General features: G+C 29.1%; 14 protein-coding genes. 8 read left to right on the top strand and 6 right to left on the bottom strand.

The window, feature by feature from the left end:
• The first annotated feature begins 315 nt into the window (after positions 1-315).
• Genes N2251_RS05500 through N2251_RS05485 form a run of 4 tightly spaced genes read left to right on the top strand, consistent with a single transcriptional unit; the run spans position 316 to position 2,721 of the window.
• Entirely contained in the window at positions 316-1,344 is a 1,029-nt protein-coding gene (locus tag N2251_RS05500; protein WP_260585715.1) for a serine hydrolase domain-containing protein, read from the top strand.
• Positions 1,226-1,681, top strand: a complete 456-nt coding sequence (locus N2251_RS05495) for a DUF3471 domain-containing protein (protein WP_260585714.1) — start codon at positions 1,226-1,228, stop codon at positions 1,679-1,681. Before N2251_RS05500 ends, N2251_RS05495 begins: the two co-directional genes overlap by 119 nt.
• 4 nt (positions 1,682-1,685) lie before the next feature.
• A complete protein-coding gene (locus tag N2251_RS05490) occupies positions 1,686-2,144 on the top strand; it encodes a hypothetical protein (protein WP_260585713.1) in 459 nt (152 codons plus the stop codon).
• A gap of 1 nt (position 2,145) precedes the next feature.
• Entirely contained in the window at positions 2,146-2,721 is a 576-nt protein-coding gene (locus tag N2251_RS05485) for a helix-turn-helix domain-containing protein (protein ID WP_260585712.1), read from the top strand.
• A 652-nt stretch (positions 2,722-3,373) separates the two neighbouring features.
• On the opposite strand, the gene thrC is transcribed toward N2251_RS05485, so the two are convergent.
• The 5 genes from thrC to N2251_RS05460 form a co-directional block, all read right to left on the bottom strand.
• Complete coding sequence (thrC, locus tag N2251_RS05480; protein WP_260585711.1) at positions 3,374-4,660, bottom strand: threonine synthase; 1,287 nt, start codon at positions 4,658-4,660, stop codon at positions 3,374-3,376.
• Positions 4,661-4,742: 82 nt separating this feature from the next.
• A complete protein-coding gene (locus N2251_RS05475) occupies positions 4,743-5,675 on the bottom strand; it encodes a homoserine kinase (protein ID WP_260585710.1) in 933 nt (310 codons plus the stop codon).
• A 71-nt stretch (positions 5,676-5,746) separates the two neighbouring features.
• The gene (gene thrA / locus N2251_RS05470; RefSeq protein WP_260585709.1) at positions 5,747-8,188 is read right to left on the bottom strand and encodes a bifunctional aspartate kinase/homoserine dehydrogenase I; all 2,442 of its coding nucleotides are present in this window, start codon (positions 8,186-8,188) and stop codon (positions 5,747-5,749) included.
• A gap of 315 nt (positions 8,189-8,503) precedes the next feature.
• Positions 8,504-8,890 (bottom strand): YchJ family protein, encoded by a 387-nt coding sequence (locus N2251_RS05465; protein ID WP_260585708.1) that lies wholly within the window; start codon positions 8,888-8,890, stop codon positions 8,504-8,506.
• Positions 8,891-8,898: 8 nt separating this feature from the next.
• Positions 8,899-9,255, bottom strand: coding sequence for a hypothetical protein (locus N2251_RS05460; protein ID WP_260585707.1), 357 nt, complete (start codon positions 9,253-9,255; stop codon positions 8,899-8,901).
• A 232-nt stretch (positions 9,256-9,487) separates the two neighbouring features.
• On the opposite strand from N2251_RS05460, the gene N2251_RS05455 reads away from it, so the two are divergent.
• The 4 genes from N2251_RS05455 to N2251_RS05440 are packed head-to-tail and all read left to right on the top strand — an operon-like array spanning position 9,488 to position 15,516.
• The gene (locus N2251_RS05455) at positions 9,488-12,340 is read left to right on the top strand and encodes a TonB-dependent receptor (protein WP_260585706.1); all 2,853 of its coding nucleotides are present in this window, start codon (positions 9,488-9,490) and stop codon (positions 12,338-12,340) included.
• A gap of 44 nt (positions 12,341-12,384) precedes the next feature.
• Entirely contained in the window at positions 12,385-13,668 is a 1,284-nt protein-coding gene (locus tag N2251_RS05450) for a DUF5690 family protein (RefSeq protein ID WP_376740999.1), read from the top strand.
• On the top strand, positions 13,658-14,818 hold the full coding sequence (locus tag N2251_RS05445) for a TIGR03364 family FAD-dependent oxidoreductase (protein WP_260585705.1): 1,161 nt from the start codon (positions 13,658-13,660) through the stop codon (positions 14,816-14,818). Before N2251_RS05450 ends, N2251_RS05445 begins: the two co-directional genes overlap by 11 nt.
• A 5-nt stretch (positions 14,819-14,823) precedes the next feature.
• On the top strand, positions 14,824-15,516 hold the full coding sequence (locus tag N2251_RS05440) for a phosphonatase-like hydrolase (RefSeq protein ID WP_260585704.1): 693 nt from the start codon (positions 14,824-14,826) through the stop codon (positions 15,514-15,516).
• Here the strand turns inward: N2251_RS05440 and N2251_RS05435 are convergent.
• Positions 15,513-16,088, bottom strand: coding sequence for a helix-turn-helix domain-containing protein (locus N2251_RS05435; protein WP_260585703.1), 576 nt, complete (start codon positions 16,086-16,088; stop codon positions 15,513-15,515). The genes N2251_RS05440 and N2251_RS05435 overlap by 4 nt on opposite strands.
• Positions 16,089-16,197 lie beyond the last annotated feature (109 nt).

Raw genomic sequence — 16,197 nt, 5'->3', positions numbered from 1 at the left:
TAATTGGTTTTTTGTAGCAGAAATAAATATTCTTTTTAGCAGAGAAGTAAAACAGTTAAATATAGCTTACATGAAAAATAAAAGAGGACTTAAAATGTAGGAAGAGTTTCAAAATTATCTAGTTTCTCTTTATCAAAATCTTGATAAAAAAGAAACAGTTACTGATTTATAATTCTCAATATTTCATGAAATTAAGCTTAAAATCATCTGTTTTTATTAGGATTACCTCAGATGTCATAATAATGTCATAAGCTTGGCGTAAGTGTCACTGTATATTGTATTTAATTTTGCATAGCAAATTTTAAACACAAATAAATGAAAAACTATTTTACATCAATTACTTTCTTTTTGATTACATTTTTAAGTTTTAGTCAAAACTATGAATCAAAAATTGACTCAATAATTTCTTTAAATTATAATGATAATGAACCTGGAATTTCTTTTTTGGTAGCTAAAGATGGAAAAACGATTTATCACAAAGCTTTAGGAAAAGCTAACTTAGAGTTAAATACTTCTTTACAAACGAAAAGTATTTTTCAAATAGGTTCAATTACTAAACAATTTACTGCGATTTCTATTTTATTACTAGCAGAGCAAGGTAAACTTAATTTAAAAGATAAAATTGGAAGATACATTCCAGAGTATGCTGGTATTGGGCAAGGTATTACCATACATCATTTATTAAATCACACTTCAGGAATAAAAAATAAAACCCTTTTAAGTGATAAAAATTTTATTTCTAGAACTGATGTGTCTCCAACAGAACTCATAGCGTATTTTAAAAACGAACCTCTAGAATTTTTTCCTGGAGAGCAATTTAAATATAGTAATGCTGGCTATATTTTATTAGGAAAGATTATAGAAATAGTTTCTAAGAAATCGTATGGTGAATTTATAAAAGAACATATTTTTGATAAAGTAAACATGAATTCTTCTTCCTATGGAAAAAAGAATCAAATTATACAAAAAAGTGTTTTAGGCTATAAGGTTGAAAGAAATAAATTCATAAAAGTAGATGATATGAACTTGTCGTTAGCGTATTCTGCAGGTGGAATTTTATCAACTACTAGCGATCTTTTGAAATGGCAAAACGCCTTGTTTTCTAACACTCTTTTAAAAGCGTCTAGTATAAAAAAAGCGATGACACCAACTCTTTTAAATAATGGTAAAAAAATACCTTACGGATACGGATTTAGATTTTCAAAATTAGGTAAATCTCCAGTAATTGCACATACAGGAAGCACAAAAGGATTTATATCTCTTTCTGTGTTTTTACCGAAAGAGAAGGTATATATTACGGCTTTATCTAATTGTAATTGTAAAAAAAATCAGTTCTTTAGCTAAAGAAGTAGCAGGTCAGTTTATTTTTATTCCAAAAGTAGATAAAAAGATTACCTCAGAAAGAAAATCAATTAAAGTCGATCTTAAAAAACTAAGAGAATATGTGGGTTCTTATGAAGTAAGATCAAATGTTTCTCTTACAATTGGTATTGATGAAACAAATCATTTGTATTTACTAGCACCGGGTCAAACAAAAAGAATTCCGTTATTTGCAGCAAAAGAAAATCACTTTTTTGTAAAAGAATTAAAAGTTGAAGTTATATTTAATAAAGAGGATAATCAGATGATAAGTTTAACCATGAATCAATCTGGTCGTAAAATTACAGCTAAAAAAAGATAATTATATGGTACATAGTAAAAAAATAATATTACAACAAGCTGTTGATTATGCTAAAATTCCAATTATTATTTCATTATTTCTAACACCAGTTAGATATTGTTTGGAGTTGATTGGCTTACCAGAATATGCTATTTTTTTAATCGGATTACTTTGGTTAACCTTAGGTTTTGCAATCTATTTAGGAATGAAAGTTTATAAAGAGAAAAAGGCAATTGGAATTTTGTTGTTAAGTTTAGTTGTGTTCTCCCCATTTTCTAGAATTCCTGTTGCAATTCTTTGGTGGGTAGATACAAAATGGGAAATAGGTACTCATTATGGATTATACTATAATAGTTTTGAACAAGCTTTATTAAATCATGTAGTATATGGTTCTTTGGTTCAAATTATACCTGCTTTTATTTTAGGAATAATAACTATTACAATTATGAGACAAAAAAATGAATTAAAAATAAAAACACAATAAAATGGATAAAAACCATTTAGCAATTAGAGTTAAAGAATTAAGAAATCAAAAAGGAATATCTCAAGAATTTCTTGCTGAAGAATCAGGATTAAGTTTACGTACAATTCAGAGAATTGAAAAAGGGGAGTCTAACCCTACTGGTGAATCATTAAAACGTTTAGCAAATGCTTTAAATGTAAGTCCAGACGAATTGATTGATTGGTCAATAAAAGAAGATAAAAAATATTTGATATATCTTAATCTTTCTGCATTAACCTTTCTATTTTTTCCATTATTAGGAATATTAATTCCATTTATAATTTGGACTTCCAAAAAAGGGAAAATTAAGAAGATCAATAAACTTGGAGGAGATTTAATCAATTTTGAAATAACATGGACAATTGTGTTATTTTTCATCCCAATATTAATGTTTTTTTTATCAAAAATTGGGCTTATAAAGAATATGAATTTAAATATATTTTTTATTGTTATAGGCATTTTATATTTCATCAATTTCATTTCAATATTGATAAATACATTACGAATTAGTAATGAAAGGGAGGTGTTTTATTTCCCAGGAATAAAGTTTTTAAAATAACCTAATAAAATTCGTTGTGCTTTATTCATAAATAATAAGTTAATTATAAAATAAACAGCTAATTGGATTACAAATTTTAATTTTATAAAAAGTGAATATTAAAATGATCTTAAATGTAGGGCATAAGATGTTGGAAGTAATCTATACCTAATTAAAATTTTAACCGATTATAGACATTACTATTATTTATAAAAATGAATCAGAATTTGAAAAATTAAATATAGTTTAATTAAAATAGGGCATCACTATGATGGTGATCAAGGAATTAAAAAAAAACAGTAGTTATTCCATTGTTTTTTAGACACAATTACGCATTACACACATCTAAAAATAATGAATCTTTGAATTGGAGTATTTAGATGAGATTTTTTTAAATAAATAATGATTGGGTAAGATTGAAATATCAAGTTTACTTTTATCAAGAATCAAAATATTTTAAGGACAGATTTAAGTTGTGTTAATAGGTAAAAGTAGTATTTATTTACCTATTTGAAGAGATTGAGATTAATAAGGGCAGTTGTGTAAAATGAATAGTTTTTAACTCCTTAATTTTAGTAAACCTAAATAGGATTTAAAAATATACTACTATTTAGACAGTAAAAAATATTTAAAAACCACCTTCAAAAACATTTTGCTTTTGGAGGTGGGTTTTTTAAGCATTCAAAAAAGATTTTAAATCATTATAAGAGCTAATTTTTATAGATTTTTTTTCTTTATCTATAACAGATTTAATCTGTTTAGGAATTGCAATTTTAATATTTAATGAATTTTCTACCACTTCTAAAAACTTAACAGGATGCGCGGTTTCTAAAAAGATACATACATCATTTGGATTTTCTTTTTGATATTCTTTAGCGCCTAAATATCCGACTGCTCCATGAGGATCAGCAATATAGTTGCTTTTTTTATAAATAATTTTCATCGCTTCTTGTGTTTCGTCATCAGAAAAAGAATAAGATGAAAAAGTGTTTTTTAATGCCTTAATATCATTTTTAAATAATTCTTGAATACGGATAAAATTACTAGGATTTCCTACATCCATCGCATTAGAAATTGTTGCTTTTGATGGTTTTGGTTTGTAAATTCCATTTGCCAAATAATTAGGCACGGTATCGTTTATGTTGGTTGCAGCAACAAAATGTTTAATAGGCAAGCCTAATTTCTGAGCCATAATACCTGCACAAATATTCCCAAAATTACCACTTGGCACTGAAAAAACAATGTCTTTTTGTTGTTTGTAAACTTGTTTGTAAGCTAAGAAGAAGTAAAACATCTGCGGTAACCATCGAGCAACGTTAATTGAATTTGCTGAAGTTAATACACGGTTAATTTTAGCATCTAAAAAAGCAGTTTTAACCATATCCTGACAATCATCAAAAACACCATCAACCTCTAAAGCAGTAATGTTTTTACCTAAAGTAGTTAATTGTTTTTCTTGAATGTCACTTACTTTTCCGCTAGGATATAAAATAACAACATCTACACCTTTTACATCTAAAAATCCATCCGCAACTGCTCCGCCAGTATCCCCTGAAGTAGCAACCAGTACCGTAACTTTATTGTTATTATTTCTGTTAAAATACCCTAAACAACGTGCCATAAAACGAGCACCAACATCTTTAAAAGCCATGGTAGGACCATGAAAAAGCTCTAAAGTATTTGTGTTTTCATCTATTGGAATTACTGGAAAATCAAAAGATAAAGTCTCACTAATAATCTGTTTTAGTGTTTCAGTTGGAATTTCATCTCCTACAAACTGTTTAATGACTTCGTAAGCTATTTCGTTGTTAGAATAGGTATCAATATTTTTAATAAATTCTTTTGATAAAGGTGTAATGTTTTCAGGAAAATACAAACCTCTATCTGATGCTAATCCGTTTACTACAGCATCTTTAAAGTTAACGTTAGGTGATTTTTTATTAAGACTATAATAGTTCATTTTTGTGTTGTTTGTGTTGTTTGTGTTGTTTGTGTTGTTTGTGTTGTTGCGTTTAGCAATAATTTATGAGTAAAAGTTGTTATTATTCTGATTCTAAAACCCGAATACCTTCTGTGTTTATTTTTGATGAAAAAAGTGTAAAATCAATGTTTTTGTCTGCATAAGATTTTTGGATAGCTTCTTGTACTTTTTTAGCAATTTCTTTGCCTTTACACAATGCAAAAATGGTAGGGCCAGATCCTGAAATTCCTGCACCAAGAGCACCTGCTTTGATGGCTTGACTTTTAACTAAATCGAAATGCGGAATTAAATGTTTACGAGCAGGTTCAACAATAACATCGATTAACGAATTGCTAATTAATTGATAATCGTTGGTGTATAAACCGCTTACTAATCCGCCAACATTTGCCCATTGGGTAACAGCACTTTTTAAAGGAACGTTTTTAGGTAAAACGTCTCGAGCATCTTTTGTTTTTACTTCTATTTGTGGATGTATTGCTACCAATTGTAATTCATTAGGAACCGGTAGTTTTATAATATCTAAAGGATCGTAACTTCTAATAAGTACAAAACCTCCGTAAACAGCAGCTGCTACATTATCGGCAATTGGAGTACCGCAAGCAGCTTCTTCTCCTAACATAGAGAATTTTGTTAATTCTAGTACAGAAAAAGGTTTGTTTAATAATTCGTTTACACCAAAAGCAGCACCAGCCGCACTAGCGGCACTACTACCCAAACCGCTTCCTGGAGAAAAACCTTTGTGCATGGTTATTTCAATACCAAAATTAACAGGATGCTTTGCTAACATTGCTAAAGCTACTACACCAGCAGCATTTTCTGTTGGATTAAAACTTAAGCCGTTTGCTCCAGTAATTTTTGTTATTTCAACTCCTTTTTTAGCTGTTTTTCTAAAAGTCATTTCATCACCCATGGTGTCTACAGCAAATCCCATAGAATCGAATCCGCAAGAAACATTGGCAACGGTGGCTGGGGCAAATATTTTTATATATTTCATTTTTTATGCAATTAATAGCAAGTTGATAGCTGTATTTACAGTTTCTTCTTGATATATTTTTAACTTAAAATTTAATTATTTCCTACTCTAATAATATCGGCAAAAATTCCTGATGCGGTAACATCTGCACCAGCACCAGCACCTTTTATTTGTAGTGGATTTATAGGATATCTATCAGTAAAAAATAACACGATGTTATCACTTCCTTCTAAGTTGTAAAAAGGATGGTTAGCCAGAATATGTTGTAGCCCAACTTTTGCTTTACCATCAGAAAATTCAGCAACATATTTTAAGCGACAATTTTTATCATTTGCTTCTTTAAAAATTTGTTGAAAATCCGCTTCAAATTCGGTTAAACTGGCATAAAAATCATCATTATTAGTAGTTTTTAAGCTTTTTTCTGATAAAAAAGAGTTGTTTTCAATGTCAGATAATTCTAAATTATATCCGCTTTCACGAGCAAGAATTAATATTTTTCTGGCAACATCAACACCACTTAAATCAATTTTAGGATCTGGTTCTGTATAACCTTCTTTTTGAGCTTCGGTAACAACATCATGAAATGTATTGGCAGCATTAAAATTATTAAAAACAAAATTTAAACTACCCGATAAAACGGCTTGTATTTTATGAACTCTATCACCTGAAGCAACTAAATTTTTTAACGTGTCGATAATAGGTAAACCTGCGCCAACATTGGTTTCGAATAAAAAAGGTGCTTTGTATTTTTTTGATACTGTTTTTAATGTTTTGTAGTTGTTTAAATCAGAAGCACAAGCTATTTTATTACAAGTAACTACGGCAATATTATTACGTAAATATTTTTCGTAAATTTCTGAAACTTTTTGATTCGCAGTATTGTCTACAAAAACAGCATTACGAAGGTTGTAGCTTTTTGTTTTGGCAAAAAAATCATCAAGAGTTGCAGGTGTTCCGTTTGTTAATAAATTTTTCCAATTATTTAAATTGATACCATTTTCATCAAAAGCCATTTTTTTAGAATTGGCAATTCCAACAACTCTAAGGTTCAATTTTAAATGTTCCTTTAAATACTTTTCTTGCTGTTGTATTTGGGCTAATAAACGCTCACCAACATTACCAACACCTGTAACAAACAAGTTTAATTGTTTTATTTTTTCTTCAAAAAACTGTTCATGCAATATGTTTAATCCTTTTTTAGCATCTTTACTATCAATAACTGCGGATATGTTTTTTTGTGAAGCGCCTTGAGCAATGGCTCTAATATTTACATTGTTTTTACCCAAAGTACCAAACATTTGTCCGCTTAAACCTTGATGATTTTTCATATTGTCACCTACTAAAGCTAAAATAGCTAAACCTTGTTCTACAATCACAGGTTTTATTTTATGACGTTCTATCTCTATCTCAAAAGCATCGTTAATTGCTTTGGCTGCTTTTTGGGTATCCTCATCATAAATACCTACACAAATAGAATGTTCAGAAGAGGCTTGTGTAATTAAAACAACATTAACATCTTGAATAGAAAGCGTTTCAAATAATCGTTTAGATATACCTGATACTCCAACCATTCCACTACCTTCTAGTGTTAACAACGTGATGTTTTCTATATGAGTAATTCCTTTTACAAGGTTTTTACTTTTAGCTTCTTTGCTAATTAACGTACCCACATTATCTGGTTCGAAAGTGTTTTTAATAACAATCGGAATTTCTTTTTCTAATACTGGCTGTATAGTAGGAGGGTAGATTACTTTTGCTCCAAAATGCGATAACTCCATCGCTTCTTGATATGAAATTTTAGATATTGGAAAAGCTTGTTTAACCACACTAGGATTTGCAGTAAACATTCCACTTACATCTGTCCATATTTGTAGTTCACTTACATTTAATGCAGCAGCGTAAATTGCTGCAGTATAATCAGAACCACCTCTTCCTAAAGTTGTTGTTAAACCACTTTCTGATTTTGCAATAAATCCCGGTAAAACTGTAACTTGATGTGAGTTGTTATTAAAAAAATCTTGACAATTTTTATTTGTAACAGCAAAATTTACCTGAGCTTTATCAAAAAAATTAGAAGTACTAATAAGTTCTCTACTATCTTTATAAGTAGCATTTAAGGTGTTTTTAGCAGCTTCAGAAATGATATATGAAGATAATAATTCGCCAAAACTACTAATAGTTGCCATTGTTTTTGGGGTTACTTCTTTTAAAAGAAAACAACCTTCTAGTAACGTTTGTAATTGGTTAAATAATGTGCTAACTTTTTGTTGTACTTTATCTTGTGCAGTATTGTTTACTAAATCTGCAATAACTTGTACGTGTAGTTCTTTTACTTCATCAAAAAGTATGGTGTACGAAGCATTATTATTGGCAGTATTATTTGCAGCTGCAATTAATTTATTGGTAGTTTTACCAAATGCAGATACGACCACTGCAATTTTTTCTTTTGAAGCAGTATTTGTTACTATTTGAAGTACTTTATTAATGTTTTGACTATTGGCTACTGATGAACCTCCGAATTTTAAAACTTTCATTTTAAAAGATATAAATGTAATTAATGATGTATTTTTTTGATGCTATTTATCTGTTTTCAATTTTTTGAAAAAATAAATATATACAGGATGATATGTAGTAAATAAACCCTTAAAGGGTAATAATAATTGTAGTAGAAATAATGGTAGAGCCAACAAAAGAAGTCGTAAAGTTTACGATCTCTGAAGAATTGATATTTCTTTTGTTGTTTAACATTGGGTCAAATGTACTCTTTTTTTTAAATAATTTTGATTTTTATTACGTTTTTATCATTGAAATAACAAAAAGACTAATTATTGTGTAATTTTGTACATGGGTTAATCCGCTTTAAAATATACCCAATGTTTATTTTCTTTACAAAAAGAAGAGTTTTCATGAATTACATCAATAGCTCCGTTTTCTATAAAATAAGCTTTAAATTCAACGGTTCCGGTTATATCTGTAAATGTTCCTTTAGTTGTATTTGTAACTTCTAACTTTACCCATTCTACAGATTTTGTCCAACTTAAAATCTCTTTATTTTCTTTTTGTGTAGGTCGAGTAGTGGAGTGGTGGCTTTCGTGTAAGTAACTAATATTTGCCAATACAAATGCACTATATCGCGATCGCATTAATTGTTCCGCAGTTAAAACAGTTTGTATATTTTGATGTGCTTTTTCACAACAAGCACTATATTTTTTTGACGGATTACAAGGACATTGCATAAAAAAAGCTAATTTAAAAGTTCGTTTTCTTTTATTCTAAAACAACGCTCTTCACCTAAGTATAACGGATTACCGTGTTTTTCAGACCAAAAACCATCTAAAATATCTTTAGAAATACATTGATAAACAACCACTCCTTTATAAATGTTTTTGTCGGCACCTTTGTAGTTAAAATTGATGACTAAAATATTATTTTTAAAAAAACCAGTACCAATTTGTTCTTGTTCATTATTAATAAGCCATGTAGCATTAATTCGCTTATTAGCATCTAAAACTAAAGAAAGCACACCTTTATAAGTGTGCTTTTCTGCATCTTGGTTATTACCAATAATGTTATATTTTCCTACTAAATTTTGTATTGTCATTATTATATAATAAAGTGTAAAACTACATTATTTTGTGTAGAAACCATAGGGTATTATTAGGGTTTTTATTATGTAATATTCATAAGTTTAAAAATTAAAATAATTTACTTAACAATTTTATTACATTAAAATATCTTTCTGTAAAAGTTTTCTTAACACTTTAAAGTTTACAAATAGTAAAAAAATAACTTGATTTGCATTAGATAATTTAACTATTGTAAAACTAAAAAAAATGAATAAATTTAAACTTTTATTAAGTACACTAGTAGTTCTTTTTATAAGTAATGCCGTTTTTTCACAAGAAGCTAATGTTTCAGGTATTGTAACTGACGGTAATTTTCCTTTACCAGGAGCTAGTGTTTCGGTAGCAGAAACTACAAAAGGAGTGTACACAGATTTTGATGGTAATTTTGTGATAAATAAAATTAAAAATGGTATTATAAAATTAGAAATTTCTTACATCGGTTTTCAAACAAAGATAGTAGATGTTTCTATTATTGGTAATGCTAGTAAAAATATAGGTGTAGTTGCTTTATTACCTTCTTCAAATGCATTAGAAGAAGTTGTAATTAATGGAGGAGCAAGAAGAAATAGTGAAGCAAAAGCTTTGAGTATTCAAAAAAAATCAATGAGTATAATGAATGTGATTGCTTCTGATGGTATTGGTAAATTACCAGATCGTAATGCAGCCGAAACAGTACAACGTATTCAAGGTTTATCTATTGAAAGAGATCAAGGTGAAGGACGTTTTGTATCAGTAAGAGGATTGCCTCCTTTTTGGACATCAACAACTATTAATGGAAATAGACTTCCAACAGCCGAAGAAGAAACCACTTCACGTGCAACGGCTTTTGATTTTTTTCCATCAGAATTAATTTCATACGTACAAGCAGCCAAAGCATACACACCTGATATGGAATCAGACGGTATTGGTGGAGGTGTTAACTTCATCACGCAAACAGCACCAACCAAACAACTTTTAAATGTAAATATTGGAGGAGGTTTTAATGAAAAATCGGGTAAACCAATTTATAATGCTTCTTTAACTATTGGTAATAAAAGTAAAGATGGTAAGTTCGGATATATCGTAAATGGTTCGTATTGGAATAGAAGCTGGGGTACTGATAATTTTGAAGCACGTAGAAAAGGAGACGAAGGTGTTTTTAGAATGGAATTAAGAGATTATAACGGTGTAAGAGTTACCATGGGATTAAACGCTTCGATGGAATATAATTTTACACCTGCTCATAAAATGTATTTTAGAGGAGTTTATGGAACTTTATCGGATACTGAGGAACATTATAAGCATAGAATTCGTTTTGATAAATTCGATTCAGGAACAAGTACTACAAGAGTAGAATTACAAAATATACATAACGAATTAATTACAGAGCTTTTTGGAAAAGAAATAGGAGGAAGACATCTTGTTGAAAACGGAAAATTCGATTGGAGCATTGCTTCTTATGCTAATGAATTTAAATATGGAAATACGCCAACAGCACAAGATAAAAGTTATTTTGTTGTAAAATTTAAACAAGATGGTGTTGGTATCAATGCTGAATATTTAGATAACAAACCAAAAGATGCTGGTGGTGCTGGTGATGATAGAGCTTATTGGAAAGCAGATGGTGGAAAATTAGATTATAATGATACCGATGCTTTATTTGGATTTTTTAGCGATTCTAAATTTAAAATGGATGCAACTAAAATGAAGTTTTCAGATTTAGAATTATACAAAATATCAATAAAAGAAAGAGATAATATAGCAGCCTCATTAAATTATGAACATACGATTAATGATAACTTCAAAATTAAAGTAGGTACTAAATATCGAGATAAAGATCGTAGAGCAACTTTTGAAGATTTATACTACGGATGGAATGGTGCAGGAGAAACTCCAGTGTTATCAGATTCTTCTCAATATGTTATTCAGCAACCAGGTAGAGTTGATTATTTAAATGAAATGGGGTCTAATATTCAATCAACTTTTGGACCTGTTTTATCTACCGAAGGAATGAATAATTTCTGGACGTCAAACAAAGCAAATTTAAGCGTTTTAGAAGATGATTCATCAGCTTTACAATATAATAGAGGATTAGGAAGAAACTTTAATGTAGATGAAACTCATTTATCTTTTTATGGTATGGGAACTTTAAAAGCTTCTGAAAAGTGGACTATTTTAGGAGGATTAAGAGCTACAAAAACGGAAACAAAAGTATCAGGATATGTTGTTGAAAATGATGTTTTAACAAAGTCGATAAAAATTAAAAATTATTGGGCAGTATTACCAATGTTACACGTTAAATATTCTCCTCAAAGAGATTTAAATATTCGTTTTGCAGCAACAAGAAGTTTTTCAAGACCTAATTTTGGAGATATTTCTCCATCAGGAACTTTTATTTCTTTTGATAATGAATTTAAAGGAGGTAATCCAGATTTAAATCCAACATTTTCATGGAATTTTGATTTATTAGGAGAATATTACTTTCAGAATGTAGGTGTTGTAAATGCAGGTGTTTTTTATAAATCGATTACAGATATTATTTATAATGATACCTATCAAGGAACTTATAACGGAAAAGAAGGTGTTGAATTTACGACTCCTGTAAATGGAGGAGCAGCATCATGGATTGGTGGTTTAGAATTAGGAATTAACAGACGTTTTGATTTCTTACCAGGATTTTTAAAATACTTTGGAACACAATTAAACGCTACGTTTATGGATTCTGAAATGACAAAAGCAAGTGGTAGAAAAGTAGCGATGGCTTATCAAGCAGGTAGTTTGTTTAATGCGCAATTATTTTTTGAAAAAGGCGGATTTAATACTCGAGTAGCTTTTAATCATAAAGGAAAATACGCTATTGCTTACGGTGAAAGAGATATTGATGATGTGTATTACGGAAAATATAATACGTTAGATTTTTCAGCATCTTATCAAATAGGAAAAAAATGGACAATATATACTGATTTCAATAATATTTTAAATAACCCCCTGATTTATCATTACGGTAAAAGCCAAGACCGCCCGAAACAAGTAGAATATTACGGTGTTAAAGGAAACATTGGTGTTAAATTCACTTTATAGTGGTTTTTAAATACAGTCATAAAGCCCTCAGTAATTGAGGGCTAATGATGTTAAAAAAAGAACTCATGCGTTTACGTTTTTTATTACAAGCTTCTATTGCAGCATTCGGTACTTATTTTTGTATGTATGCTTTTAGAAAACCTTTTACAGTAGCAACATTTGAAAACTTAGCTTTTTGGGGCGTTGATTATAAAATTTTATTAATCGTAGCTCAAGTTATTGGCTATACATTATCAAAATTTGTAGGCATAAAAGTAATTTCAGAAATGAAATCACACAAAAGAATGCTTTATTTAGTTGGTTTTATTTTTTCAGCAGAATTAGCATTGTTAGGTTTTGCAGTTATTCCAGCACCTTATAATATTCTCTTTTTATTTTTAAACGGATTACCATTAGGAATGATTTGGGGAATTGTATTTTCTTATCTAGAAGGAAGAAAAGCTACCGAATTATTAGGAGTAATTTTATCATCTAGTTTTATAGTTTCCTCAGGAGCTGTTAAAACAATAGGTAAAATGGTATTAGATAAATTTCAGTTTGATGAATATTGGATGCCATTTATTACAGGGTTATTTTTTATACTACCGTTACTGTTTTTTGCCTGGTTGTTAGAAAAATTACCACCACCAACAACAGAAGATAAATTATTAAGAGCTGTAAGAAAACCATTAAACAAACAAGAAAGAAAGCTGTTATTTAAAAAATACGCACTGCCTTTAACTTTAATAGTATTTTTCTTTATGCTATTAACATCAATTAGAGATTTTAGAGACAATTTTGCCAGAGAAATATGGGATTCTTTAGGTTATACAGATGCCTCTATTTATAGTATTTCTGAAATACCAATAGCTATTATTGTATTAGTTGTTTTAGGGATGATAGGTAGTATTACTAAAAATTATAAAGCTTTTATGTATTACCATTATGTGTTGATTATTGGGTGTGTTTCAATTTTAGTATCAACATATTTATATCAACAACAAGTTATTACACCATTAGTTTGGATGGTAATTTCAGGAATAGGATTATACAGTTGTTACGTACCTTTTAACGGAATTTTCTTTGATAGAATGATTGCAACTTTTAAAATTAATGGAAACGTAGGTTTCTTAATTTACATTGCCGATGCCTTCGGATATTTAGGAAGCATTCTGATTCTTCTTTATAAAAATTTTGGAAAAGGAGATATTTCTTGGCTTTCCTTTTTTACACAAGCATTATATTTTCTAGCATTTATAGGATTAGCAATAACAATTTATTGCTTTCAGTTTTTTAAAAACAAATACAAAAAACCAGTACAATTAAAAGATTTAGTATATGAACAATAAGTATGATTTAATCGTTGTTGGAGGTGGAGTTTTAGGAACTTTTCACGCTTATCACGCAGCAAAAAAAGGATTATCAGTAGCAATTTTAGAAAGAGATAATAAGCCACAAGGAGCAACGGTTCGTAATTTCGGACAAGTTGTACCTTCGGGAATGAATCAAAAATGGCAAAACTATGGAAGAGAAAGTTTAGCTATTTATAAAGATATTCAAAGTCAATTTGATGTAACAATTCGTCAAAACGGTACGGTTTATTTAGCTTCTAATAATGAAGAAGTTCAGTTAATTGAAGAATTACATCAAATTAATAAAAACAATAATTATACTTCAAATTTATTAACGAAAGCACAATGTTTAGATAAATACGCAGGATTACGTGCAGATTATTGTAAAGCAGGATTGTTTTTTCCTGAAGAAGTAACTGTAGAGCCAAAAACGATGATTCATCGTTTACATTCTTTTTTATCCGCAGAAAAAAATATTGATATTCATTACAATACCACTGTAATTAATACGGAAGAAATTAATAATGAAGTGGTGGTAACATCTTCAATAGGTGTGTTATATAAAGCATCAAAAGTTATTATTTGTAACGGAGTAGATTTTAAAACATTGTATCCATCAATTTATAATAATAGCGATTTGGTAGTTTCTAAATTACAAATGATGCAAACTAAGCCTCAAAAAAATTATACTTTGGATGGTTCTATTTTAACAGGTTCAACAATCCGAAGGTATGAGGCTTTTGAAGAATGTGCTTCTTGGAATCAAATTAAAGCAAAAGAAGATCCTGATAGTTTTCAGAAAAAATATGGTGTTCATATTTTATTTAAACAAGCTACGGATGGTTCGATAATTTTAGGAGATTCTCACGAATACGCTACTGCAAAAAATAGCGATGATTTAGGTTTTGACTTAAATGAGGATATTGATAATTTTATGATTGCAGAAGCTAAAAAAATAATAGACTTACCAACTTACGATATTCAGTATAAATGGGCAGGTTTTTACAGTCAATGTAAAGAAAAAGATATTTTTGAACACACAATAAGCAATAATGTACATGTTGTAACAGGTATTGGAGGAAAAGGAATGACAGGAAGTGCTGGTTTTTCAAAAGAAAATATCAATAAAATATTTAATAAATCATAATGATGATGAGCAAAGCAAAGAGAGAAATAGAAATGGTTGTTTTTGATATGGCAGGAACAACAGTAGATGAACAAAATGTGGTATATAAAACATTACATAAAGCAATTGTAGCCGCTAATGTTAAGGTGTCTTTAGAAACGGTTTTAGAATATGGAGCAGGAAAAGAAAAACACAAAGCAATTAAAGATGTTTTAACATATTTAAAGTCTGATAAATTAAAAGATTCTCAAATTATTTTTGATAATTTTAAAAAATTGTTAACAGTTACGTATGCCACTTTAGAAGTAAAACCGATAAAAGGTGTTGAAAACATTTTATTAGATTTACGTGCCGATGGTATTAAAGTAGTTCTAAATACAGGATATGATAGAAAAACAGCTACTTTATTATTAGATAAATTAAAGTGGGATGAAAAAGTACATTATGATGTTCTAATTACAGCAAGTGATGTTGTAAACGGACGTCCGAATCCAGATATGATATTTCAAGCAATGGAGTTATTAGGTGTAACCGATGCTTCAAAAGTTTTAAAAGCCGGTGATTCTGCTATTGATATAGAAGAAGGGAAAAATGCAGGTTGCGGAATTACAGTGGGTGTTTTATCAGGCGCACAAACAAAAGCACAATTAGAAAAAGAAAAACCAACATATATTTTAGAATCGTTGGTAAATTTAAAAGATATTTTTAAGAGAATTTAATCAGTATCAATAAAAAAATACAGCACAAGCATTGTACAATCTTGTGCTGTATGATTAAATGGTAAATGAGGTGTTTTTCCGTTAAAATATAGCGAATCACCTCTATTTACAATAATTTCATCTTCGCCAATATAATATGTACAACTCCCGCTAATAATATATTTAAACTCCCACGCGTCAGTAACTACTTTTTCTCTTTTTGAATTAGGGTTTATATTTAAAATAACAGCTTCAAATCCCATGGCAGATAAACTTTTACTAAAAATATGATTGTAAGTAAAACCTTTAGCTTCAACTTCTTTTTCAATTAATTGTTGTTGCTCTTTTGTAATATGAATATAATTACTTGCTTGTGAATTTTCTATATCTTTAAAAAAAGTACTAACATCAATTTTTAAAGCTCCTATTAATTCTAATAAAACAGGTAACGAAGGTATGGTTCTTCCGTTTTCTATTCTAGAAATTAAGCCATTCGATACGCCAGCATTTGAAGCAACTTCGCTAATAGTTAATTTCTGTTCTTTTCTGATAATTTTGATACGTTTACCAATACCAATTAAAAAATTACTCATGCTTTTTATTTGCTAAAATAAGGTTTTTTGTTATTTTACAATTTTTACAACCTCTTTTCGTAGAAATAAAATATATTTTTATAATTGTAATTTTTAGCTGTAAAAATTA

The organism is Tenacibaculum haliotis, from assembly GCF_025215075.1.
Lineage (GTDB): Bacteria > Bacteroidota > Bacteroidia > Flavobacteriales > Flavobacteriaceae > Polaribacter > Polaribacter haliotis_B.
Note: the sequence above shows the minus strand (reverse complement) of the source record. Positions and strands in the feature narration are given on the sequence as shown.